Below are 22,499 nucleotides of genomic sequence, written 5' to 3'. Positions count from 1 at the left end.
AGCGGATGAGTCCCCCCTTGGCAGACCGCTGATCAGGCGATCGTGGCGAGGATGGCCTCGGAGAGCCACCGGCCGAATCGGCGCAGCTCCGGCTGCTGATCCGCGTCCGCGGAGCCTGCAGCGCTGGCGAGTTCCGCATCCGGGGCCGGCTGATCGTTGATGATCGCGACCAGTTCGAGATAGCGCCCCTCGGTTGCGCGGTACCCCTCGTGCTGGAGCGCCTCCGAAGTGATCTCGTCCACTCGGCTGTAGACGTTCGCCAACCGCTTTCGCAGGTCGTCGTCGGAGGCGACGCCCCCAGCCGCCGCACTCTGCTCGACCAACTGGTCGGCGAGCAGAACCACCCGTGGATCATCGGACGCGAGGCCCGCTCCGTGAGCCGCGCCGAGCTTCGGCATCAGGTCGCCACCTGCGGAGCTGATGAATTCCTGCACGGCCGGTGCCGACATCCTCCTGCCGACTTCGGTCGCGTACGTCTCACGCAGATACGCGCGAGTCTCCTCCCGGAACTTCTCGTCTCTCAGCAGCTCCGACAGGCTGATCCATGCATCGAGCTGCTCAGCAGTGGGATCGTCGGCAAGACGGGGATGCGCGTCGCGGATCTTCTCGATCGCGGCATCCGGGAGGTCGGACGAGACGCTCTCCAGGAAGTCGTCGACCAACCGCTGACGCGCGGTGTCGGACATCGCGACGAGACGCTGCAGGAGCTTCGCGCGCTCCGCGGTGCTGTCCTCACGGACGAGCGCGCGCAGGACGGCCCTCTTCGCCTGGAGCTCTTTCGCACGTCCTTCCACGACGTCGAGATGTTCGGCGAGGAGATCGCGCAACGAGACGACACCGGTGAGGACGCGACGGATCTGCTCGAGGCCGGTGTCGAGATCGCGCAGCGTGCGGATGAACTCGAAGCGGGCGATCGCGTCCAGATCGTAGAGCCGATGCCCGCCGTCGGTCTCGTCAGTGGGTTCGACGAGGCCTTCGTCGGAGTAGTAGCGGATGGCGCTGACGCTCAAGCCGGTGCGGCGTGCGACATCACCGATGAGGTGGAGGGAGTGTTGTGTGTCGTTCATGTCCCCCACTCTGCGACCTCAAGCGGCTTGAGGTGCAAGTCCCTGGTCGATTCTAGTTCTCCGCCCTCATCCGAGTGCGATCGCGTTCCACGAGACGGGGGGAAGCACGATCGTCAGCGCCCCGCCTGCCAGCGACACCGTCTCGTTCGGACGCGGTGCGACGCGTTCGCGCTCCTCGAGGGTGTTCTTGGCGTAGATGTCGGCGTCGCTGAGCATGTGCGACTCGAGCACCGAGATGTCTCCGAGCCCGGCGACATCGATCGTCACCGTGATCTGATCCGTGACGCTGCGGTTCACGAGGAAGACCGCTGAGCGACCGGTCTCGGCGTCGTGGGTCGCCACGGCGTCCCCCAGCGGGACCTCTCCGTAACGAGCGGTCTCGTACGTCGGAGAGTCGAGTTTGAGTTCGAGCGCTTCGCCCTGCGCGAGGCGCGATGTGACCGAGAACGGGAAGAACGTGGTCTGCCGCCAGGCAGGACCGCCCGGTTCGGTCATGATCGGCGCGATCACGTTGACGAGCTGAGCCAACGAGGCACTGGTGACACGATCGGCGTGCTTGAGCAGCGAGATCATCAGACCACCGAAGACGACGGCGTCCAGCACCGAGTAACTGTCCTCGAGGATCCGCGGCGCCACCGGCCAGTTCTCGATCCCAGCGATCTTGTCGACGCCGTGATAGCGATCGATGTACCAGACGTTCCACTCATCGAAGGAGATGTCGATCCGCTTGGAGCTGCCGCGTACGGCGCCGACGTGATCGGCCGTCGCGACGACGGACTCGATGAAGCGATCCATATCGACACCAGAGGCGAGGAAGGAATCGATGTCTCCGTTCTTCTCCTCGTAGTACGCATGGCACGAGATGTAGTCGACGTCGTCGTACGTGTGCCCCAGCACCACGCGCTCCCACTCGCCGAATGTCGGCATGTGCGCACCGGAGGAGCCGCACACCACGAGCGCGACGTCGGGGTCGATCTGGCGCATCCCCTTCGCGGTCCGTGCGGCGAGCTTGCCGTAATCGTCCGCCGACCGGTGCCCCAGTTGCCAGGGCCCGTCCATCTCATTGCCGAGGCACCACATCTCCACGGCGAAGGGCTCGTCGCGTCCGTTCGCGCGGCGACGCTCGCTGAGCTCGGTGCCGCCGGGGATGTTCGTGTACTCGAGAAGGTCGAGCGCCTCCAGCGTGCCCCGGGTGCCGAGATTCACCGCGAGCATGAGGTCGCTGCCCACCTTCTCCAGCCACGAGGAGAACTCGTGCAGGCCCACCTCGTTCGTCTCGGTGGAGTGCCAGGCGAGGTCGAGGCGACGCGGACGCTCTTCGCGCGGGCCGACCGAGTCCTCCCAGCGGAACCCTGAGACGAAGTTCCCGCCGGGGTAACGGATCGTGGAGACGCCGAGCTCTCGGACGAGCTCGATCACATCCTGCCGGAAGCCCTCGGCATCCGCCGTCTCGTGACCCGGTTCGTAGATGCCGTCGTAGACGTGCCGGCCGAGGTGCTCGACGAAGCCTCCGAACAGTCGGCGGTGGATCCGCCCCGCGACGAACTGCGGATCGATGGTCAGATGGGCTGCGGGCATTCTCTGTTCCTCTTCTGTGACGAGATCGTGGGGGTTGCTGTTGCTGTCGGCGCTCATGCGACCTCGGTTCGGAGCACGGGGTCGACGACTTCGCGCGTGGCGCCGGTCATGACGAGCGTCTGCGATCGCACGAGGGCTCCGACCGAGAACCCGGCGGAGAGCACGATCTCTCCTGCTTCGACGATCCGGCGGCGAGAGAGGCCCGTGAACGAGAAGCGGTCGGCGTGCAGGGTGAACGACACCCGTGTGCTCTGACCGGCTTCGAGTGCGATCCGCGCGTAGCCGACGAGCTGCTGCACCGGCCGCGTGACCTGTGCGACGGGATCGGCGAAGTACAGCTGCACGACGGTCTCCCCTGCCAGGTCGCCCGTGTTCGCCACGGTCACCGATGCCGTGACCGTGCCGTCCGTTGGCATCTCGGCGCGGTCGAGGACGAGGTCGTCGATCTCGAAGGTCGTGTACGACAGACCATGCCCGAAGGGGAAGGCGGCAGCGATCGACAGGTTGCTGATCCTGTCCCCATCCTGTCCGAGCGGGGGTGCGAGGTAGGTGTGCGGAAGCGCTGCGCCCCCGTGCGGCACCTGCACCGGCAGATGGCCGCTCGGATTGACCTCTCCCGCAAGGATGCGCGCGAGGGCCCCCGCACCCTCGACTCCCGGCATGAACGCCTGCAGCATGGCGGCCGCACGCCCGACGAATCGTCCGAGCGCATAGGGACGACCGGACAGGACGAGGAGCACGACGGGGGTGCCCGTCGCCAGGATCGCCTCGACGAGGTCGCCCTGCTCACCGGGAAGCTCGAGGGAGGGCGCGTCGGACCCCTCGCCCGACGTGCCCTTGCCGAACATGCCGGCGTGATCGCCCACGACGACGACCGCGACGTCGGCGACCGTCGCGGCGTCAACGGCGCGCGCGAGATCCTCCGGCGTGCCTGGCGCCTGCAGCGGACAGCCGCGCTCCACGACGACATCCGCGTCGGGGAAGGACGCGCGCACGGCGTCCGGGAGCGAGGACGCGTCGAGCCCGAGCCCGAGCTCCCGATGCCGGGAGAGCACGTGAACCGGGAACGAGTAGGCCCCCATCATCGCGCTCGGATCATCGGCGCAGGGTCCGATGACCGCGATGCGCGATGTCGATCGGGGAAGCGGGAGCAGACCTGCGGGATTCTCGAGCAGGACGACGGACTTCTGCGCCATCCGTCGCGCGATGCCGCGGCCTTCTGGGCTGTCCAGGTCGTGGTCGGCGGGTTCGGCCGGCCGCCAGCCCTCGTCGAGCAGTCCGAGTTCGATCTTCTGCCTGAGCACGCGGCGCAGCGCCGTGTCGATGTCGGCGGCGGTGCGCTCGGGATCGGGGTCATCCTGGTCCAGAGCGAGGAACGCGGAGATGTCGGGCAGTTCGACATCGAGTCCGGCATGCAGGGCGAGACGGCCCGCCTCGGCCATGGTCCCGGCGACCGCGTGCTTGGACTTCAGGAAGGCGACGGCCCAGTAGTCGGAGACGACCGTGCCGTCGAAGCCCCATTCGCCCCGGAGCAGGTCCGTGAGCAGCCATCGATCCGCTGCGGCCGGCACCCGGTCGGTCTCGGTGTAGGAGTTCATCACGCTGCGCGCTCCGGCCAGGCGAACGGCCATCTCGAAGGGCGGGAGCACGAGATCGCGCAGTTCGCGCTCCCCCATCGAGACGGGCGCGTGATTGCGTCCGCCTCGCGAGGTCGCATGCCCGGCGAAGTGCTTCAGCGTCGCGATGACACCCGATTCCTGCAGGCCTTCGACGTATGCGGATGCGAGCGTGGCGACCACATAGGGGTCTTCACCCATGGTCTCCTCCACCCGGCCCCAACGGTAATCGGTCGCCACATCGAGCACCGGGGACAAGCCCTGATGGACGCCGACCGCCGACATGTCGCGACCGATGGCGCGCGCCATCTCCTCCACCAGCTCAGGATCGAAAGTGGCGCCCCAGGCGAGCGCGGTCGGATAGACCGTCGCCCCGAGAGTGGTGAAGCCGGTGAGGCATTCCTCGTGCACGATCGCGGGGATGGCGATGCGCGTGGTGTCGAGCAGGTGCCGTTGCGCATCGCGGATGCGTTCCATCCCGTCGCGCGCCGAGACCGGCGCGGTGCCGAAGACCCTGGTGAGCTGACCGATGCCGTGGCGCACCACGTGCTCGAACGGCGCCCTGCCCTCGGAGAACACGTCCTGCATCGGCGCGATGATCTCGCCCGATGTGCGCTGGTCGGCCCAGTACGCGCCGAGCTGAGCGATCTTCTCTTCAGCGGTCAGCTCCGCGACCAGCGCGTCGACTCTCTCCTCGACATCGATCCGGGGATCCCGCCAGATCTCGTCCGTCATTGGTGCGCCTTCCGTCCTCGGCTCTTGCTGCTCGCATCCGTGCACGACATCAGCTCAGGATCGTATGTCGGCGGCAGAAATACAACGTTGTAAATTTTCTCTCCGGAGTATAGCCTTCTCAACCGAGGACGGAGAAGTTCAGTCCCAGAGGCATAGTTCGAGGAAGAAACTGCCATGGCCGAAACGCATCGCATGAAGAAGCTGCTCTACAACCAGCGGCTCGCCCCCTACCTGTTCATCCTGCCGTTCCTGGTGACGCTGCTCATCTTCTGGCTGGTCCCGGTAGGGCGCTCCGTGATCATGAGCTTCCAAGAGGTCCTGTACGGTCAGGCGACGTTCATCGGCACCGCGAACTACGAGCGGCTCTGGCGCGATCAGGTGTTCTGGAAGGCGATGTTCAACAGCATCCGGTACATGGTGCTGACCCTCGTGATCCTCGTTCCGATCCCGATGGTGCTGGCGGCCATCATCAACTCCAAGCTGGGCAGCAGCCGCATCAAGAACTTCTTCAAGTCGTCGCTGTTCGTGCCGGCGCTGACGTCGGTCGTGGTCGCCGGCATCGTGTTCCGACTGATGTTCTCCGAGACCGACTCGGGGCTGATGAACCAGATCGTCGACTTCCTAGGCTTCGGACCGGTGCGCTGGCTCCGCGAGGACCTGACGGGCCTCGCGGCGCTCCTGCTCCTCGCCCTGTGGCGCTGGGCCGGTGTCAACACGATGTACTTCCTCGCCGGGATGCAGGCGATTCCGAACGAGTACTACGAAGCGGCCTCGATCGACGGCGCGAGCAAGATCCAGCAGTTCTTCAACGTGACGCTTCCCGGCATCAAGCCGACGATCGTCTACGTCACGACCATCAGCGTGTACGGCGGGCTGGCGATGTTCCTGGAGAGCTTCATGCTCTACGCCGGCAACAACTCCCCCAACAATCAAGGTCTCACGATCGTCGGCTACCTCTACCGGAAGGGCATTCAGGAGAACGATCTCGGCTTCGCCTCCGCCGTCGGCGTCGTGCTCCTCGTCGTGGTGCTCGCCATCAATCTCACCCAGCTCACCGCCACGGGAACGTTCAAGAAGGAATCGACGCGATGAGTCAGCAGACAGCCACCAGGCCCGACCGCACCTCGACCGTCGGGGCGTCTCGCCCGGGCATGAGCCGCAGGACGGCCGCGCTCATCCAGGGCGCCTTCCTGCTCGCGATCGCACTGATCTCGCTCGTGCCGGTGCTCGCGATCTTCGTCGGCACCTTCCAGGACGGCAACGAGGTCATCCGCAACGGCATCTCGTTCTCGATCGACTTCTCCGAACTGAGCTTCGACAACTACGTGATGCTCTTCACCGATTCCGGCATGTACTTCCAGTGGTTCTGGAACAGCCTGGTGCTGACCGTCGTCCAGGTGGTCGGCACGCTCCTGGTGAGCTCCTTCGTCGCATACGGATTCGCGATGTACGAGTTCCGCGGCAAGAGCCTCGGCTTCATCCTCGTGATCATCCTGATGACCATCCCCTTCGAAATGCTCATGCTGCCTCTGTACGTGCAGGTCAACGACATCGGCGCCGCGGACCAGTACTGGATCGTCGTCCTGCCGTTCCTGGCCCAGGCCGTCACGATCTTCTTCTTCCGGCAGTACTTCCTCGGCGTGCCGAAGGAGATCCTCGAAGCCGGTCGCGTGGACGGCGTCTCCGAGTTCGGCATCTTCTTCCGACTCGTCGTGCCCATCGCCAAGCCCGCTTTCGCCGCCATGGCGATCCTCAACGGGATGACCATCTGGAACAACTTCCTCTGGCCCCTTCTGGTGCTGCGCTCACCCGACAAGTTCCTGCTCCCGATCGGGCTCAACACCCTGTTGACGCCGCATGGCAACAACTATGAACTGCTGATCATCGGCTCGTTCTTCTCCCTCATCCCGATCCTGATCCTCTTCCTCGCATTCCAGCGATTCTTCGTCGCAGGCATGACCGCCGGCTCGGTGAAGGGCTGATCTGCCCACCGTCTCCTTATCCCTTACCCGCAGTACCCAACACACAGTCAGGAGTATCACCATGCGAATCCGAAGGATTCTGACCGCAACGATCGCGACAGGGCTGGTAGTCGGAGCTCTCTCCGGCTGCACGAGCGGTGGCCAGTCGGACGGCGGCGGCGAAGGCGAAGGCGGAGCCACCGAGCTGGAGATGTGGGTGTTCGCCGAGCTCCACGGCCAGGTCTACGAAGAGATGGCCGAGAAGTGGAACGAGGAGAACCCCGACAAGGCCGTCGACCTCAACCTCACCGTCTACCCGTACCAGGACATGCACGACAAGCTGCTGCTCGCCGTGAACTCCGGCCAGGGCCTTCCCGACCTCGCCGACATCGAGGTGGGCAAGTTCGCGAACTTCGTCAAGGGTGACAACCCGCCGCTCGCCGATCTGACGGAGGCAGCAGCCCCCTACGCCGACGACATCGTCAAGGCCCGACTCGACCTGTACAGCCGGGACGGCAAGATCTACGGCTACCCGACGCACGTCGGGGCGTTCGTGGCCTTCTACAACACCGAGCTGCTCGAGGGCGCGGGGATCGACTACACGACGATCAAGACCTGGGAGGACTTCGCCGCGGCCGGAGCCGAGTACAACGAGGCGACCGACAAGGCCTTCAGCGTCGCGAGCACGAGCGTGTACTTCACCGAGCCGCTGGCGATCGCACAGAACGGCGGACAGCTCTTCGAGGACGACGGCCTCGGCGCTCCCGCCGTGAACAGCCCCGAGGTCGTCGAGACGATGCAGATGTTCCAGGACATGAAGGACTCCGGCGCGATCTCGACGATCCCCGGCGGCAGCCCCGACAGCGAAGAGGCCTTCGGCGCGATCAACAAGGGCGACTACGCGGCCATCGTCTACCCGGCGTGGTACACCTCGCGCTTCGTCGACTACATGCCCGACCTGGCCGGCAAGATCGCCATCGCTCCCGCGCCGCAGATCGAAGGCTCGGATGTGCTCACGATCGGTGGCGGCGGCACCGGCACCACGGTGATGGCTGCCAGCGAGAACAAGGAGCTCGCCAGCGAGTTCCTCGCCTTCACGAAGCTGTCCCTCGACGCCAACGTGGCGGTGTGGGAGGTCCTCGGCTTCGACCCGGTCAACATGTCGGTCTGGGAGGACGACGCGATCACGCACAACCCGGACAACAAGTTCAACAAGTACTTCCAGACGAACCTGTTCGACGTGCTGAACTCGGTGAAGGACGGCATCGGCCACTTCGAGTCGTTCTCCAACGAGAACCTGCCCACCGTGGACAACCAGTTCCGGACCGTCACTCTCAACGAGATCTATGAGAGCGGCACTCCGGCCGAGGACGCTCTCGATCAGGCGCAGGAGACCGTGCTGAACGAACTGGGCCAGTAGCCCCGGGCGATTCCGGATGCGGGCGGGTGATCAGTCGCCCACCCGCATCCGCCGTTCGCCTGATCCTCTGCGGCACGGCCGTCGTTATCCCGGTCGATCACGACGGCATGACTAGAGTGAGAACAACGGCGGCAGTGGTGGCGATGGGCGGGACCGATGGATTCGACGATGCACGACGTCGCACAGCTCGCCGGCGTCTCCATCAAGACGGTCTCGAACGTCATCAACGACTACCCGCACGTCCGCCCCGACACACGTGATCGGGTGCAGGCTGCCATCGACGAGCTGGACTATCGACCGAACCTGTCGGCACGCGGCCTTCGCTCGGGCCGCACAGGGGTCATCGGCCTGGCCGTACCGGCACTGCGCGAGAACTACTTCGCCGAGCTCGCCGACGCGATCATCCGGGCGGCGGATGCTCGTGGCCTCGGTGTCGTCGTCGAACAGACAAGTGGCGACCGAGAGCGCGAGCTTCAGGTCGTCAGCGGCGGCCGCCTCCGACTCACCGACGGGCTGATGTTCAGCCCCTCCGCTCTGGGCCAGAAGGACGCCGAGTCGCTGAGCACCGATTTCCCGCTGGTGCTGCTGGGCGAGCGCATCTTCAACGGCCCGACGGACCATGTCGCGATGCACAACACATCGTCGGCCCGCGCGGCGGTCGAGCACCTCCTCGACATCGGACGCCGGAGGATCGCGATCATCGGCGCCGAACCGGAGCGCGGCACCGAGGTCAGCTCGGCCAGCCTGCGCCTGGACGGGTACCTGCTCGCTCTGCAGGGCGCGGGGATCGAGATCGACCAGCGGCTCATCCGGTCCAGCGAGCATTGGAACCACTCGACCGGAGCGTCGACCACGCGCGAGCTGATCGACGAGAAGATCCCGTTCGACGCCGTCTTCGCCCTCAACGACACGTTGGGACTGGGTGCCCTGAGGGCACTCGGCGAAGCCGGCCTGAGCGTGCCCGGCGATGTCGCCGTCATCGGTTTCGACAACATCGACGAATCCCGCTTCTCGGTCCCCTCCATGTCGAGCGTCGACGTCGGCAGCGAGCAGATCGCCGCGACGGCGGTGGACCTTCTCATCGAGCGCATCGCGGAGAAGGGCGTGCGCCGGCCACCGCGCACGATCAAGCCCGATTTCCGCATCATCCGGCGGGAGTCGACCGGTTTCTCCGGCAACGGTCGATAGCTCTGCGGCTGCTCAGAGCCGTTCGATGATGGTGGCGTTGGCCATGCCGCCGCCCTCGCACATGGTCTGCAGCCCGTAGCGGCCACCCGTGGCCTCGAGGTGGTCGACGAGCGTGCCGAGCAGGCGGGTGCCGGATGAGCCGAGCGCGTGGCCGAGGGCGATCGCTCCTCCACGCGGATTCAGCTTGGCGGCATCCGCCCCCAGTTCCGCAGCCCATGCGAGCGGGACGGAGGCGAAGGCCTCGTTCACCTCGTACGCGTCGAGGTCGCTCATCGTGAGTCCTGCACGTTCGAGGATGCGGCGCGTCGCAGGGATCGGACCGGTGAGCATCATCATCGGATCGTCGCCCACCACGGAGAACGCGTGGAACCGTGCGCGGGGCCGGAGCCCGAGAGCCTCGGCGCGCTCCGCGCTCATCAGCAGGGCGGCGGATGCGCCGTCTGTGAGCGGCGAGGAGTTGCCCGGCGTGATGGCCCACTCGACCTGGGGAAACCGTGCCGCGAGAGCATCCGTGCGGAACGCGGGCTGAAGACCGGCGAGCTTCTCGGCGGTCGTTCCTGGGCGTACGGTCTCGTCGGTGCGCGCATCCGGTGCCTCGTCGATGGCGACGACCGTGCTGCCGAAGAATCCGTCCGTCCAGGCCTGCGCGGCGCGGCGGTGCGACTCGGCCGCATACTCGTCGAGTTGGTCTCGGCCGAAGCCCCAGCGATGCGCGATCAATTCGGCGGAGACGCCCTGATTCACGAGCCCGTCCGGGTAGCGGGCGCGCAGTCGCGGCGACATCGGCGACCCTCCGACGGCTGATGATCCGAGCGGAACCCTGCTCATCGATTCCACTCCGCCGACCAGCACGGCGTCGTACGCTCCGGCCATGACGCCCTGGGCCGCGATGTGCACGGCCTGCTGGCTCGATCCGCACTGCCTGTCGATCGTCGCGCCCGGCACCGACTCGTCGAATCCGGCAGCGAGCACCGCCTGCCTGGCGATGTTCATCGACTGGTCGCCGACCTGGCTGACGCATCCGAGGAGCACATCGTCGATCTGGCGGGATTCGAGGCCGTTGCGCTCGAGGATCGCCGTCAGGACCCCGGCCGCGAGGTCGACGGGATGCACGTCGCTCAATGCGCCACCCGGTTTGCCTCGTCCCACCGGGGTGCGGACGATGTCGACCAGGACCGCTTCGCTGCGATTCGTCATGATTCTCCCTTGTGGACGGAACTCGGCCGGGTCAGCCCGCCGCCTCTTCCGGCCGCTCGAGCACTTCGATCGCCGCCGTGTCCGGCTCGTACTCCGCGATGTGCCGCTCATCCGGGCCGTTGTACGCCGACAGCGGGCGGATCAGCGCGTTCGACGCCTGCTGCTCGATGATGTGCGCCGTCCAGCCCGTGATGCGCGCCGCGATGAACAGCGGCGTGAAGGTGAGCGTGTCGTAGCCGATGAGGTTGTACGCCGGTCCGGACGGGTAGTCGAGGTTCGGGTAGATGCCCTTCCGCGACACGAACTCGTTCTCGAGCGTCTCGTAGAGGTCGGCGACGTCCTTGCGGTCGTAGTGCGCCACGAGCGTGTCGAGCGCGGCCTTCATGGTCGGCACGCGCGAGTCGCCGCGCTTGTAGACGCGGTGCCCGAAGCCCATGATCTTGCGCTTCTCGGCGAGCGCGGTGTCGAGCCAGCCGGACACCTCGGACGCCGAACCGATCTCGTCGAAGATGTGCATCACGGCTTCATTCGCGCCGCCGTGCAACGGGCCCTTCAGCGCGCCGATCGCGCCGACGACCGCTGAGTACAGATCGCTCAGCGTCGAGGTGATCACGCGAGCCGTGAAGGTCGACGCGTTGAAGGAGTGCTCTGCGTACAGGATCATCGAGCGGTTGAACGCGTCGACCACGACCGGCGCCGACTCTTCACCGAACGTCAGCCACAGGAAGTTCGCCGCGTAGTCGAGATCGTCACGCGACTCGACGATCTCCTCGCCGCGGCGACGGCGCTGGCCGTACGACACGATCGCCGGCAGCACGGCGAACAGCTTCAGACTGCGATCGAGATTTTCCTCCGGGGTGCCGACGGCGTCCAGAACGTTGCTGATGCCGGCCGTCTCGATCGCGCCGATCACGCTGACGGCGGTGCGCACCTCGTCCATCGGGTGCGAATCCAGCGGCAGCCGATCGATGGCGTCCTTCACCTCGGCGGGCAGGGCGCGGTTCGCGCGCTCGGCCGCGCGGAACTCCACCAGCTGCTCGGCGCTCGGCAGCTCGCCGTGCCACAGCAGGTACGCGACCGCTTCGAACGACTGCGTCGCGGCCAGCTCCTGCACCGGGTATCCGCGGTAGAGCAGGCTGTTCGTCTCGGGGTTGACCTTGCTGATCGCCGTCTCATCGGCGACGACCCCTGCGAGGCCCTTCTTGATCTCGATGTCAGCCATGGTTCACTCCTTCGTGATGGTGAAGTTGAAGACGCCGGAGTCGAAGTGGTTGTACGACTCGTAGTCGATGAGGTCGTAGAGGTCGGCGCGGTGCTGCATCTCGCCGAGCTTCGAGGTCAGATGCCCCTCTTCCTTCAGCGTATCGAGTGCACGGCCGGTCGCGCCCATCGCGATGCGCAGCATCGACACCGGCCAGATGACGATGTTGACCCCGACGTCACGCAGCTGATCGACCGAGAACAGGTCGCTCTTGCCGAACTCGGTCATGTTCGCCAGGATCGGCACGTCGACTGCCGCCCTGATCGCGGCGAACTCCTCGAGCGAGCGCATCGCCTCGGGGAAGATCGCGTCGGCACCGGCGTCCACCAGCGCCTTGGCGCGGTCCTTCGCGGCTTCGAGCCCGTCGACGGCGGCGATGTCGGTGCGGGCCATGACGAGGAAGTTCTCATCGCGCCGTGCATCGACGGCCGCGCGGATGCGTTTGACCGCTGTATCGGAATCGACGACGGCCTTCCCGTCGAGGTGACCGCACCGCTTCGGGTTGATCTGGTCTTCGATGTGGGCTCCGGCGAGACCGGCATCCTCGAGGGTCTGGATCGTGCGGGCCACGTTCATGGGCTCGCCGAAGCCGGTGTCGGCGTCGATGATGGCCGGCAGTTCCGTCATCCTGGCGATCTGCTGACCGCGACCGGCGACCTCGGTGAGCGTGGTCAATCCGATGTCGGGCAGGCCGAGGTCTGCGGACAGCACGGCGCCCGAGATGTAGACGCCCTCGAACCCCTTCTGCTCGATGAGCTTCGCACTCAGCGGGTTGAACGCCCCAGGGAACCGCAGCAGCTCGCCCGTCGCGAGGCGCTCGCGGAACAGGCGCCGCTTCTCGGCAGGCGTGGTGTGGGAGTACAGCATCAGAACAGCCCCTTCGTCGCCGGCTCGGATGCCACGACACCCGGCTTCGCGATGATGGAGAGCTCGGCGACCTCGGCGGCGGACAGTTCCGGCAGCCGCTGCACGAGCGACAGGAACCGCTCGATCTCCTCAGGCGACAGCACAGGTTCAGCCAGCAGGCGGAACTTGTTGATGTAGTTCTCACGGGCGAAGGGCCTGGCGCCGAGCGGGTGGGCATCCGCCACGGCGATCTCGTCGACCAGCGTGGAACCATCCGTGAACGTGATCTCCACTCGACCGCCGAACGCCTTCTCGGCGATGTCGTTCGAGTGGTAGCGACTGGTCCACTCGGCGTCCTCGAGCGTGGTCACCTTGTTCCACAGCTCGACGGTGTCGGCACGGCCGGCGCGCGTCGGGGCGTACGAGTCGACGTGGTGCCACGATCCGTCCTGCAGCGCGACGGTGAAGATGTACGGGATCGAGTGGTCGAGCGTCTCGCGCGAGGCCGTCGGGTCGTACTTCTGCGGGTCGTTCGCGCCGGAGCCGATCACGTAGTGCGTGTGGTGGCTCGTGTGGAGGATGACGGAGGAGATCTTCGACGTGTCGACGCCCTCGTTGTGCAGCTTGCGAGCGAGATCGATCCACGCCTGCGCCTGGTACTCGGCGGAGTGCTCCTTCGTGTACGAGTCGAGGATCGCGCGCTTCGCCTCACCTGGGGCGGGCAGCGGCACATCGTACGCGGCGTCCTTGCCGTCGAGCATCCAGGCGATCACGCCGTCCTCGCCTTCGTAGATCGGCGAGGGGCTGGTCTGGCCGCGCATGGCGCGGTCTACGGCCTCGACGGCCATCTTGCCTGCGAAGGCCGGGGCGTGCGCCTTCCACGTCGAGATCTCACCCTTGCGACTCTGCCGGGTCGCGGTCGTGGTGTGCAGCGCCTGGCTCACGGCCTGGTAGATGGTCTCGGCGTCGAGGCCGAGGAGGGTGCCGATTCCCGCAGCGGCGGAGGGCCCGAGGTGGGCGACGTGGTCGATCTTGTGCTTGTGCAGGCAGATCGCCTTCACCAGGTCGACCTGGATCTCGTAGCCGGTGGCGATGCCGCGGATCAGTGCGCGCCCGTCGGCGCCGACGTGCTGAGCGACCGCGAGGATCGGCGGGATGTTGTCGCCGGGGTGCGAGTACTCGGCCGCGAGGAACGTGTCGTGATAGTCGAGTTCGCGCACGGCGACACCGTTGGCCCACGCCGCCCACTCGGGGCTGGTGCGACGGTCGAGCGCGGCACCGAACACGGACGCTCCGCTGCCGCCGGTCGACACAGGGTGACTGAACGCCTGGTCGCGGGCCGCGATGATCGGGCCGCGGGTGAGAGAGGCCGCGGCGACGGAGGCGTTGTCGATGATGCGGTTGATGATCATGTCGACGACGTCCTGCTCGACCTCGACGGCATCTGTGGCGACCTCAGCGATCTTCCAGGCGAGCTGGTCCTCGCGGGGCAGGTCTTCTTCGCTCTTGTAGACGCGGACGTGGTGGGTGACGGTCATGACTGTCCTTCGTTCTGGATGCTGTCGAGGATGCTGGTGAGGGCGTTGCGCAGATGCACGTGCGTGGCGTGGGCGGCGAGATCGCCGTCGCGTTCCGCGAGGGCTTCGGCGATGAGCCGGTGCTCTGCGACGGATGCCGAGAGCCGGGCGGGCTTGTCGCGCGAGAGCCGGCGCACGCGGACGAGATGCGTGCGCACGGTGCGCAGTGCCGCGGCGATGTAGTCGTTGTCGACCGCGGCATCCACTGCCCGATCGAATCGGGCGATGAGTGCGTAGTAGTCGGCGCGGCCGGTGGCGACGTCGAGGGAGGCTCCTGCCGCCGCGAACTCCGCGGCGAGCGCCGCGAACAGCTCGGCGTCGCCGCGCTGTGCCGCGAGGCGGGCGGCCGATTCCTCCAGCGCGCGACGGATCTCGAAGAGCGATCGGATGTCGTCGGCATCGATGTCGGTCACGACCGTGACCCGCGGTGACTGCTGCTGCACCAGCCCGTCGGCGCTGAGTTGCTGCAGCGCCTCTCGCAGCGGGGTGCGGCTGACACCGAGCCTGGCGGCCTGCTCGACCTCGGCCAGCACCGTACCGGGGGCGAGCTCGCCGGACTGGATCTCCTCGAGCAGCGTCGCGTAGGCGCGATCACTGGCCCTGGTTCGCTCGACTGCGGTACTCACACGGCTAGTGTATACACAATTCGCGAAGTCGACTCATTTCGGGCCGACCTGCATGCTCACGGTATACAAAAATGTCAACCCGCGTCGGTCACGCCTTCGTACAGCCCGATCGAATTGCCGTCGGGGTCGCCGATCACCGCCCACCAGCTCGTCTCGCTGATCGGCCGCTTCTCCATCAGCACGGTCGCGCCGGCCTCGACAGCGGCGGCGACGGTCTCATCGATCGAGTCGACCTCGACGTAAGAGCGCGGTTGCGTGAACTCGGCGCTGCGCGGCGCGAGCCCTCCCCCGCTGATCTTGTTCGGCGCCTGCCACATCGGGTAGTCCTCGAAGCCGGGGATCTCCGCGATCTCCCAGCCGAACAGCCCGGAGTAGAAGGCCTTGGCCCGTTCCATGTCGCTCACCGGGATGTCGATGTGGGTGATGTCTCCGTGCGCCATGTCGGTGTCCTCTCCTACGAGTGATCCGGGCCCGTGCGAGCACCGGCACGGCCAGTTTCGTCCGCAGGCTCGCCGTGTGCAAGGGCATCCGCGAACTGTTCACCGGGCGGGGCGAGCACCGGATCGCCGGCGTCCGCCGCGACCGGTTCGCCGAGCTTGACGACCACCACTCCGGCGAGCACGAGGGCCGCCCCGAAGCCCTGCAGCAGGTTCGGCAGCTGACCGAGCAGCAGCCATCCGAACAGCAGCGCGGCGACCACCTCGGCGAGCGCGATGAATGACGCGAGGCGCGAACCCAGCAGTCGCGTCGACGCGATACCGAGCACGTACGCCGCTGCTGTCGCGATGATCCCGATGGCGAGCACCGGCACGAACCACGGGACGGTTCCGAACCGGTAGGTGACGTCATCCGTGTTCCAGGCGATCGGAACGATGCCGACGAGACCGGCGAGAGTCAGTCCGATCGCGCCGACGAAGAGGCCTGATCCGGCGAGCACGAGCGGAGGGAGCCCCGTGTCGCTCCTCGCGGAGAGGATGAAGTAGGCGGCCGCTCCCACCATGGCGCCGAAGGCCCAGAGCACGCCGCCGACGTCGACGCTGCTCCCGGCGAGCACATCGAGCATGAGCACGAGCCCGATGAACGCGATGAGCGCGCCCAGCATGCTGCGGCGGGTGGGCCTCTCGCCCCTCCGCATCCACAGCCACAGAACCACGGCGATCGGCGCGGTGTACTCGATGAGCAGCGCGAGTCCGACATCCATCACCGCCACGGCCTGGAAGTAGAACAGCTGCGTGGCCGTCACGGCGAGCAGTCCGTACGCCGCGATGGTCCACGCGTTGCGGAGCAGCAGACGCCACCGACCGCGCAGCGCGACGATCGTCGGGATGAGCAGCACGAGCGCCGCGACCCAGATCCGCACGGTCACGGCCGCACCGGGCGTCCATCCGGCGTCGATCAGCCCGCGCGCCCAGGCGCCGGACATCCCGAACGCGAACGCCGCACCGATCGCCAGCGGGAGCCCGAGCCTCAGGCCGGACTGCGGCCGCCTGTCATTTGTCAAACCACCCATGATCGATGACGCTATCGGCATCGTTGTAAGGTGTCAATATGCTTTTCACAGATGACACGGTCGAAGCGCTGCGCGCCGCAGTGCATCTGGCGAACACTGCCGAAGCACCCGACACGCTCACGTCGGGGACGGACGTCGAAGAGTTCCTGGCAGTCTTCCCCTACACAGGGCGCATCGACCGCGACCCCGACGAACTCGCGGCCCTTCGCGACCTGCGTCCGCGCCTTCGCACGATGCTGCTCGCCCCCCGCGACGACATGGTCGACGGCATCAACCGCGCCCTGCAGGATGTGACCTTCGACGCCCACGTCGTCCGTCACGACAGCGCGGACTGGCACCTGCACGCGGTCGCAGACGACCGGCCGCTCGCCGAGCGCATCCTCGCTGAGACCGCGATGGCCCTGCTCGACGTCGTCCGTGCCGAGGAAGGCAGCCGGCTCGCCGTATGCGCCGACGAGGAGTGCGAGGGCATCGTCCTCGACCTGTCCCGCAATCGCTCGCGCCGCTACTGCTCCACGGCCTGCACGAACCGCAACGCCGTCGCCGCGTACCGCGCACGGCAGCGGTGAGTGGCGCGGACTCAGGCCGCGCGGTATCCGACGTGGTCCGGATTGTCCCTGAGCGCCCAGCCGTCGCCATCGGCGACGACGAGGTTCTTCATTCCGCCGGCGTCGGCGATGACGGCGTAGTCCTGTCCGGCATCCGCGGCGTAGCAGAACAGCGTGACGAACGGCTCGTCGCCCACGTTCACGCTGCGATGGATCCAGTGCCCCGGCACGTCGACCGCCTGTCCCGGCGTCAGCTCGACGGCTGACGTCTGGCCGTCGAGCGTCTCCAGCAGCATGACGCCGCGTCCGCTCAGGCAGTAGTAGAGCTCTGCCCGATCAGCCACCGCGTGCAGATGCCCTCGTGTCACGGCGAACTCCTCGCCGTATCGACCGGGCAGCAGCGTGCTCGTGCCGACGATCAGGGCACCCGGCCCCTCCTGATAACGGTGGTCGTCGACCCAGTAGACCAGGTCATCCGCGCCTCGCTCGCCGACAGCATCCTGCCAGGCCCGCTCGTCACGGTAGACGCCGTCCATGTCGCCCAGATACTTCTCGTAGCGACGCGAACGCCCCTCGATGCCGCCCTGCGGCGAGATCTTCAGCAGGGCGGGGACGTCCACGGCGGATGGGGTGCTCACGATGATCTCCAACGACTTGTAACTACAGGACTTGTAATTACAGGTATACTCCAGATCAGCACGATCAGGAAACCGCAACCAACGAAGCAGGCACGAACTGTGATCATCGCGCACGACCTCGGCACCACCGGCGACAAGGCCTCGCTGCACCACGCCGACGGCCGTCTCATCGCATCGACCACCGTCGGATACCCGGCGCACTTCGCAGCGGGCGGCGTCGCCGAGCAGGATCCTCAGCACTGGTGGGATGCCGTCGCCGCCGCCACGCGTGCGCTGCTCGCGCGCACGGGGACCGACTCGACCGAGGTGCAGGGACTCGTCGTCAGCGGACAGATGATGGGAGCGGTGCTGCTCGACGCGGACGGACGCCCCGCGCGTCCGGCGATCATCTGGGCCGACACCCGCTCGGGCGCTCAACAGCGCGAACTGGAGCGGGTGCTGGGCGCCGAGCACGCGTACCGGCTGCTCGGCCATCGACTCAACCCGACGTACTCGATCTCGAAGATCATGTGGGTGCGGGACAACGAACCCGACGTCTGGTCGCGCGTACGCCGCTTCTGCGTCGCCAAGGACTACATCGTGCTCGGCCTCACCGGGCGCCTGGCGACCGACCGCTCCGACGCCTCCGGCACGAACGCCTACGACCAGCAGACCGGCGACTGGTCAGACGAGGTGCTGGCCGCAGCCGGCCTCGACCGCTCGCTGTTCCCCGAGATCCTGGATTCCACGGCGATCGCCGGGACGCTCACGGATGCCGCGGCGGACGCCCTCGGCCTGCACACCGGCGTGCGCGTGGTGATGGGTGGCGGCGACGGCCCGATGGCCGCCGTCGGATCCGGCATCGTCGCGCCGGAGGATGGCGCGTACGTGTGCCTTGGCACGTCGTCGTGGATCTCGTTCGCCTCGCACGCGCCGCTGATCGACGCGCGCATGCGCACCTTCACGTTCGACAACGTCGTCCCCGGTTCGTTCGTGCCGACCGCGACGATGCAGGCCGGAGGCGCGTCGATCCAGTGGATCAGTGAGGCGCTCTCGCCCGATCCGCAGCATCCGGACACCGCGCGCCTCGCCGCAGAAGCCGGCGGCGATCTCGACACCGAAGACCTGTACTTCCTGCCGTATCTTCTCGGCGAGCGCTCCCCCATCTGGGATCCGAACGCACGTGGTGCCTTCGTGGGCATCGGTCGCCACCACTCCCGTCAGCACCTCGTGCGCGCGGTGCTGGAGAGTCTCGGCTACAACCTGCTCAGCAGCATCCACGCCTTCCGCGAGTCGGGCGCGACGATCGACCGCATCGACGCGGTCGGCGGCGGCGCGCAGAGTGACGCGCTGCTGCAGGTCCTCGCCGACGTGTGGGGCGTACCGGTGCGACGGCGCACGATCGTCGAAGAGGCGAACAGCCTCGGGGCCGCGGTCACTGCTGCAGTCGGACTCGGCCTCGCCGACTTCTCGGCCGCACGCGGACTCAGCGAGGTGACGGCCGAGTTCGTTCCGGATGCCGGACGCCACGGCGCATATGCCGCCCGGCATGCCCGGTTCACGGCTGCCTACGAAGCTCTGGCGCCCTGGTTCGCCGCCGCGCCCGGTTCGGCGGGACACTTGTCAGTCGAAAAGCACAGTCGTCGGTCGGAATCGACGGAATCGACCGACATCCGTGATTCCGTTCTGACATCCGTACCCGCCGACTCCGACCGCGGCGCAGTCTGATGGGCATCATCCTCGCCACCAGCCGCTCCTTCTCGGACGGCGACATCGATCTCGTCGCGCGAGCGACGGATGCCGGGCACGAGATCGTCCGAGGACCGGCGCACCACGAGCTCCAGACACTCGCCCCGCTGCTCGAGGCAGCGGATGCCTGGATTGCGGGCACCGGCCCAGTCACCGCCGCGCACCTCGACGTCGCATCGAACCTCAAGATCATCGCGCGCTACGGCGTCGGCACCGAAGCGGTCGATCTCGACGCTGCTGAGGCCCGCGGCATCCTGGTCACCAACACCCCGGGTGCGAACGCGGATGCCGTCGCCGACCACGCCATCGGACTCATGCTCGCCGCACTCCGGTGCATCCCCGACGGCGACCGGCGCGTGCGCCGTGGCGACTGGAGCGTCCGCCGCGGCCGCGAGCTCGGCGCCGCCACCGTCGGCATCGTGGGTTTCGGCCGTATCGGTCAGGGCGTCGCGAAACGGCTGAGCGGTTTCGGTCCGCGCGTTCTCGCCTCGGATCCGTTCCTGCCGGCAGCACGCATCCGCGAACTCGGCGCTGTCCCCGTCGGACTCGACGAACTGTTCCGCGACGCCGACCTCATCACTCTTCACGCGCCGGGCGGGCAGCGTCTCATCGATGCGCACCGGCTCGACGGCATCCGGCCCGGCACGATCATCGTGAACACCGCGCGCCCCGACCTCGTCGACGAGACGGCCCTTGCGGCTGCGCTGAGTGCCGGCCGGCTCGCCGGGTACGCCGCCGACACTCTCGACGGCGACACCGCGGCATCCGCCAGCGCGCTCCTCGCCGATGACCTCGCGGAGCGCGTGATCGTGACCCCGCATCTGGGAGCGCAGACCACGCAGGCCGTCGACAACATGGGCTCGATGTCGCTCGACGACGTGCTCGCCGTCCTCGCGGGTCGCGCGCCCGCCCACCCCGTCACTCGCTGAAAGGCCTCGCATGACCACTGCATCGTCCGACTACATGGGCTTCGTCGGTGTCACCACCGGCTCGTCGTCGATCATGAAGGTCTTCCCGCTGTGGGCCGACATCCTGGGGCTGCCCACCCGCAGGCTCATCGGGCACGATCTGCCGATGGACGCCGCGCCGGGACAGTACCGCGCGCTGGTCGAACAGATCCGCGACGATCCGCACCATCGAGGCGCGCTGGTCACCACGCACAAGATGAACGTGTACGCCTCGGCGTCCGACCTGTTCGACGAGCTCGACCCGTTCGCGGTCTCGTGCTCGGAGATCTCCAGCATCGCCAAGCGCGGCGAGCGACTGTCCGGCCGCGCGAAGGATCCGATCACGGTCGATCTCGCGCTGGACGACTTCCTGCCGGCCGACCACTTCACCACGACCGGCGCAGAGGTCGTCATCCTCGGGGCGGGCGGATCGGGCACCGCGCTCAGTTGGGCCCTGGCCGAACGAGTGGACGCCCCTTCGCGGGTGATCGTGACCGCCCGCAGCGACGCCAAGCTCGAGCACCTGCGCGAGGTGCACCGCCAGCACGGCACGAGGGAGGGGTTCATCGAGTACGTGCGCACTGATACGCCGCAGGATGCCGCCGCGATCGTCGCCGCCGCGCCTCCCGGATCGCTCATCGTCAACGCGACCGGGCTCGGCAAGGACCGTCCCGGCTCTCCCCTGCCGGACGACGTCGTCTTCCCCGAGCGTGCGTACGCGTGGGAGTTCAACTACCGCGGCTCGCTGGAGTTCCTGCACCAGGCACGCGCGCAGGAGGCTGCCCGTGGACTGCATGTCGTCGACGGGTGGCGCTACTTCATCCACGGCTGGTCGCAGGTCGTCGCCGACGTGTTCGAGCTGACCCTCACCCCCGAGATCGTGGAGCAGCTCGCGGAGGCCGCCGAGGCAGCGCGCTGATGATCCGCACCGTCCTCGGCGACATCGACCCGGCCCTGCTCGGGGCGACGAACTACCACGAGCACCTGTTCCAGGTCACGCCGCTGCTGCCCGGCGACGAGCTGGACGACGAGGACGCATCGGGCGCGGAGGCTGCCCTGCTGCACGGCAGCGGCTTCGCCGCGATGGTGGACGCCACACCATTCGGCCTCGGCCGCAACCCCGAGGCGGTCGCGCGCATCAGTTCATCCACCGGTCTGCACATCGTCGCCACGACCGGACGGCACCGCGAAGCGCACTACGGCGACGAGCATCCGATGCAGGTGTGGACGGCCGAGCAGCTCGCCGCGCTCTTCGTCTCCGACGTCACCACCGGCATGGTCGCCGACGACGGCGAGATCTTCGAAAGCCCTGACGTGCGGATCGCCCGCACCCCGACGGGTGCTCCCGTGCGCGCGGGGATCCTCAAGGGCGGCATCGGCTACTGGTCGATCAGTCCGTTCGAGCGCACGACGCTCGAGGCGCTGGCCGCCACGCACCGCTCGACGAACGCGCCGATCATGGTGCACCTGGAGTTCTGCACCGCCGCCCACGAGGTGCTCGATCTGCTCGCGGCGGAGGGCGTGGCATCCGATCGCGTCGTCCTCGCGCACGCCGATCGGGACCCGGATGCCGGTCTGCACGCCTCGCTCGCCGAGCGCGGTGCGTACCTGGGATATGACGGCTTCGCGCGACCGCGCACACGGTCGGATGCCGAGCTGCTCGCCCTGGCGGAGCAGGTCGTGTCTCAGGTAGGTGCGGATCGCATCCTGCTCGGCGGCGACGTCGCCCGCCGCACCCGCTACATCTCATACGGCGGCATGCCCGGCCTCGCCTATCTCGGTGACCGCTACCTGCCGCGGCTGCGGTCGCTCGTCGGCGCGGATGCCGTGGAGCGGATGCTGGTCGCGAACCCCGCCCGGTTGCTCGACCTCGGCTGAGCATCCCCGCGGCTCGGGCGTGCCCGCGCCGGCATCCCTCCCGTTACGCACGTCGGAGGGTGCGACGCTGCTCGGAGAGATCCGGCGAAGCCCTCCGTCACTCGTGACAACCTCCGCCACCCGTCACACCTCCGCGACGAGAACGGCCCCTCACCCGAAGGCGAGGGGCCGTCTGACT

General features: G+C 67.5%; 20 protein-coding genes. 9 read left to right on the top strand and 11 right to left on the bottom strand.

Features of this window, described 5'->3' with window-relative positions:
* Positions 1–32: 32 nt before the first annotated feature.
* The 3 genes from ACNPNP_RS02095 to ACNPNP_RS02085 form a co-directional block, all read right to left on the bottom strand.
* Positions 33–1,067 (bottom strand): helix-turn-helix domain-containing protein, encoded by a 1,035-nt coding sequence (locus tag ACNPNP_RS02095; protein ID WP_448964413.1) that lies wholly within the window; start codon positions 1,065–1,067, stop codon positions 33–35.
* Between the two features lie 66 nt (positions 1,068–1,133).
* Positions 1,134–2,645 (bottom strand): arabinosylfuranosidase ArfA, encoded by a 1,512-nt coding sequence (arfA, locus tag ACNPNP_RS02090; protein WP_448964412.1) that lies wholly within the window; start codon positions 2,643–2,645, stop codon positions 1,134–1,136.
* A 53-nt stretch (positions 2,646–2,698) separates the two neighbouring features.
* Complete coding sequence (locus ACNPNP_RS02085) at positions 2,699–4,996, bottom strand: glycoside hydrolase family 3 N-terminal domain-containing protein (RefSeq protein ID WP_448964411.1); 2,298 nt, start codon at positions 4,994–4,996, stop codon at positions 2,699–2,701.
* Positions 4,997–5,170: 174 nt separating this feature from the next.
* On the opposite strand from ACNPNP_RS02085, the gene ACNPNP_RS02080 reads away from it, so the two are divergent.
* The 4 genes from ACNPNP_RS02080 to ACNPNP_RS02065 all read left to right on the top strand — a co-directional run bounded on the left by ACNPNP_RS02080 (position 5,171) and on the right by ACNPNP_RS02065 (position 9,565).
* A complete protein-coding gene (locus tag ACNPNP_RS02080) occupies positions 5,171–6,088 on the top strand; it encodes a carbohydrate ABC transporter permease (RefSeq protein WP_448964410.1) in 918 nt (305 codons plus the stop codon).
* Positions 6,085–6,978, top strand: coding sequence for a carbohydrate ABC transporter permease (locus tag ACNPNP_RS02075; RefSeq protein WP_448964409.1), 894 nt, complete (start codon positions 6,085–6,087; stop codon positions 6,976–6,978). The genes ACNPNP_RS02080 and ACNPNP_RS02075 overlap by 4 nt, the downstream gene beginning before the upstream one ends.
* 61 nt (positions 6,979–7,039) lie before the next feature.
* Complete coding sequence (locus tag ACNPNP_RS02070) at positions 7,040–8,377, top strand: ABC transporter substrate-binding protein (protein ID WP_448964408.1); 1,338 nt, start codon at positions 7,040–7,042, stop codon at positions 8,375–8,377.
* A 168-nt stretch (positions 8,378–8,545) separates the two neighbouring features.
* Positions 8,546–9,565: a LacI family DNA-binding transcriptional regulator gene (locus tag ACNPNP_RS02065; RefSeq protein WP_448964407.1), complete on the top strand. Its 1,020-nt coding sequence runs from the start codon at positions 8,546–8,548 to the stop codon at positions 9,563–9,565.
* A gap of 12 nt (positions 9,566–9,577) precedes the next feature.
* Here the strand turns inward: ACNPNP_RS02065 and ACNPNP_RS02060 are convergent, their stop codons facing one another.
* The 7 genes from ACNPNP_RS02060 to ACNPNP_RS02030 form a co-directional block, all read right to left on the bottom strand.
* Positions 9,578–10,762, bottom strand: a complete 1,185-nt coding sequence (locus ACNPNP_RS02060; protein ID WP_448964406.1) for a thiolase family protein — start codon at positions 10,760–10,762, stop codon at positions 9,578–9,580.
* Positions 10,763–10,793: 31 nt separating this feature from the next.
* Positions 10,794–11,984 carry a bifunctional 2-methylcitrate synthase/citrate synthase gene (locus ACNPNP_RS02055; protein ID WP_448964405.1) on the bottom strand — a complete coding sequence of 397 codons (1,191 nt, stop codon included), beginning with the start codon at positions 11,982–11,984 and terminating at the stop codon, positions 10,794–10,796.
* 3 nt (positions 11,985–11,987) lie between these two features.
* Positions 11,988–12,890, bottom strand: coding sequence for a methylisocitrate lyase (gene prpB, locus ACNPNP_RS02050; RefSeq protein ID WP_448964404.1), 903 nt, complete (start codon positions 12,888–12,890; stop codon positions 11,988–11,990).
* The gene (locus ACNPNP_RS02045) at positions 12,890–14,407 is read right to left on the bottom strand and encodes an MmgE/PrpD family protein (RefSeq protein WP_448964403.1); all 1,518 of its coding nucleotides are present in this window, start codon (positions 14,405–14,407) and stop codon (positions 12,890–12,892) included. The genes prpB and ACNPNP_RS02045 overlap by 1 nt, the downstream gene beginning before the upstream one ends.
* The gene (locus ACNPNP_RS02040; RefSeq protein ID WP_448964402.1) at positions 14,404–15,072 is read right to left on the bottom strand and encodes a GntR family transcriptional regulator; all 669 of its coding nucleotides are present in this window, start codon (positions 15,070–15,072) and stop codon (positions 14,404–14,406) included. The genes ACNPNP_RS02045 and ACNPNP_RS02040 overlap by 4 nt, the downstream gene beginning before the upstream one ends.
* 74 nt (positions 15,073–15,146) lie before the next feature.
* Positions 15,147–15,512: a VOC family protein gene (locus ACNPNP_RS02035; protein WP_448964401.1), complete on the bottom strand. Its 366-nt coding sequence runs from the start codon at positions 15,510–15,512 to the stop codon at positions 15,147–15,149.
* Positions 15,513–15,526: 14 nt separating this feature from the next.
* On the bottom strand, positions 15,527–16,582 hold the full coding sequence (locus ACNPNP_RS02030) for an EamA family transporter (RefSeq protein WP_448964400.1): 1,056 nt from the start codon (positions 16,580–16,582) through the stop codon (positions 15,527–15,529).
* A gap of 38 nt (positions 16,583–16,620) precedes the next feature.
* Between ACNPNP_RS02030 and ACNPNP_RS02025 the strand changes: the two genes are divergently transcribed.
* Entirely contained in the window at positions 16,621–17,151 is a 531-nt protein-coding gene (locus ACNPNP_RS02025) for a CGNR zinc finger domain-containing protein (RefSeq protein ID WP_448964399.1), read from the top strand.
* Positions 17,152–17,162: 11 nt separating this feature from the next.
* On the opposite strand, the gene ACNPNP_RS02020 is transcribed toward ACNPNP_RS02025, so the two are convergent.
* Complete coding sequence (locus ACNPNP_RS02020) at positions 17,163–17,768, bottom strand: glucose-6-phosphate isomerase family protein (protein ID WP_448964398.1); 606 nt, start codon at positions 17,766–17,768, stop codon at positions 17,163–17,165.
* 99 nt (positions 17,769–17,867) lie between these two features.
* Here ACNPNP_RS02020 and xylB point away from each other — a divergent pair, with 99 nt between their 5' ends.
* The 4 genes from xylB to ACNPNP_RS02000 are packed head-to-tail and all read left to right on the top strand — an operon-like array spanning position 17,868 to position 22,321.
* Positions 17,868–19,475: a xylulokinase gene (gene xylB / locus ACNPNP_RS02015; RefSeq protein ID WP_448964397.1), complete on the top strand. Its 1,608-nt coding sequence runs from the start codon at positions 17,868–17,870 to the stop codon at positions 19,473–19,475.
* The gene (locus ACNPNP_RS02010; protein WP_448964396.1) at positions 19,475–20,425 is read left to right on the top strand and encodes an NAD(P)-dependent oxidoreductase; all 951 of its coding nucleotides are present in this window, start codon (positions 19,475–19,477) and stop codon (positions 20,423–20,425) included. Before xylB ends, ACNPNP_RS02010 begins: the two co-directional genes overlap by 1 nt.
* Positions 20,426–20,435: 10 nt before the next feature.
* The gene (locus tag ACNPNP_RS02005) at positions 20,436–21,362 is read left to right on the top strand and encodes a shikimate dehydrogenase family protein (RefSeq protein WP_448964395.1); all 927 of its coding nucleotides are present in this window, start codon (positions 20,436–20,438) and stop codon (positions 21,360–21,362) included.
* A complete protein-coding gene (locus tag ACNPNP_RS02000) occupies positions 21,362–22,321 on the top strand; it encodes a phosphotriesterase family protein (RefSeq protein ID WP_448964394.1) in 960 nt (319 codons plus the stop codon). Before ACNPNP_RS02005 ends, ACNPNP_RS02000 begins: the two co-directional genes overlap by 1 nt.
* The last annotated feature ends 178 nt before the right edge of the window (positions 22,322–22,499 follow it).

The sequence above is a fragment of the Microbacterium xerophyticum genome (assembly GCF_053543555.1).
This window is presented reverse-complemented; position numbering and strand designations above follow the sequence as displayed.

What these genes read in the sequence shown, in the direction of transcription:
- ACNPNP_RS02025 (WP_448964399.1), top strand. Translation starts at nt 16,621, where the DNA reads ATGCTTTTCACAGATGACACGGTCGAAGCGCTGCGCGCCGCAGTGCAT.
- ACNPNP_RS02055 (WP_448964405.1), bottom strand. Translation starts at nt 11,984, where the DNA reads ATGGCTGACATCGAGATCAAGAAGGGCCTCGCAGGGGTCGTCGCCGAT.
- ACNPNP_RS02095 (WP_448964413.1), bottom strand. Translation starts at nt 1,067, where the DNA reads ATGAACGACACACAACACTCCCTCCACCTCATCGGTGATGTCGCACGC.
- prpB (WP_448964404.1), bottom strand. Translation starts at nt 12,890, where the DNA reads ATGCTGTACTCCCACACCACGCCTGCCGAGAAGCGGCGCCTGTTCCGC.
- ACNPNP_RS02085 (WP_448964411.1), bottom strand. Translation starts at nt 4,996, where the DNA reads ATGACGGACGAGATCTGGCGGGATCCCCGGATCGATGTCGAGGAGAGA.
- ACNPNP_RS02060 (WP_448964406.1), bottom strand. Translation starts at nt 10,762, where the DNA reads ATGACGAATCGCAGCGAAGCGGTCCTGGTCGACATCGTCCGCACCCCG.
- ACNPNP_RS02000 (WP_448964394.1), top strand. Translation starts at nt 21,362, where the DNA reads ATGATCCGCACCGTCCTCGGCGACATCGACCCGGCCCTGCTCGGGGCG.
- ACNPNP_RS02045 (WP_448964403.1), bottom strand. Translation starts at nt 14,407, where the DNA reads ATGACCGTCACCCACCACGTCCGCGTCTACAAGAGCGAAGAAGACCTG.
- ACNPNP_RS02070 (WP_448964408.1), top strand. Translation starts at nt 7,040, where the DNA reads ATGCGAATCCGAAGGATTCTGACCGCAACGATCGCGACAGGGCTGGTA.
- ACNPNP_RS02030 (WP_448964400.1), bottom strand. Translation starts at nt 16,582, where the DNA reads ATGGGTGGTTTGACAAATGACAGGCGGCCGCAGTCCGGCCTGAGGCTC.
- arfA (WP_448964412.1), bottom strand. Translation starts at nt 2,645, where the DNA reads ATGCCCGCAGCCCATCTGACCATCGATCCGCAGTTCGTCGCGGGGCGG.
- ACNPNP_RS02005 (WP_448964395.1), top strand. Translation starts at nt 20,436, where the DNA reads ATGACCACTGCATCGTCCGACTACATGGGCTTCGTCGGTGTCACCACC.
- ACNPNP_RS02080 (WP_448964410.1), top strand. Translation starts at nt 5,171, where the DNA reads ATGGCCGAAACGCATCGCATGAAGAAGCTGCTCTACAACCAGCGGCTC.
- ACNPNP_RS02065 (WP_448964407.1), top strand. Translation starts at nt 8,546, where the DNA reads ATGCACGACGTCGCACAGCTCGCCGGCGTCTCCATCAAGACGGTCTCG.
- ACNPNP_RS02075 (WP_448964409.1), top strand. Translation starts at nt 6,085, where the DNA reads ATGAGTCAGCAGACAGCCACCAGGCCCGACCGCACCTCGACCGTCGGG.
- ACNPNP_RS02010 (WP_448964396.1), top strand. Translation starts at nt 19,475, where the DNA reads ATGGGCATCATCCTCGCCACCAGCCGCTCCTTCTCGGACGGCGACATC.
- ACNPNP_RS02035 (WP_448964401.1), bottom strand. Translation starts at nt 15,512, where the DNA reads ATGGCGCACGGAGACATCACCCACATCGACATCCCGGTGAGCGACATG.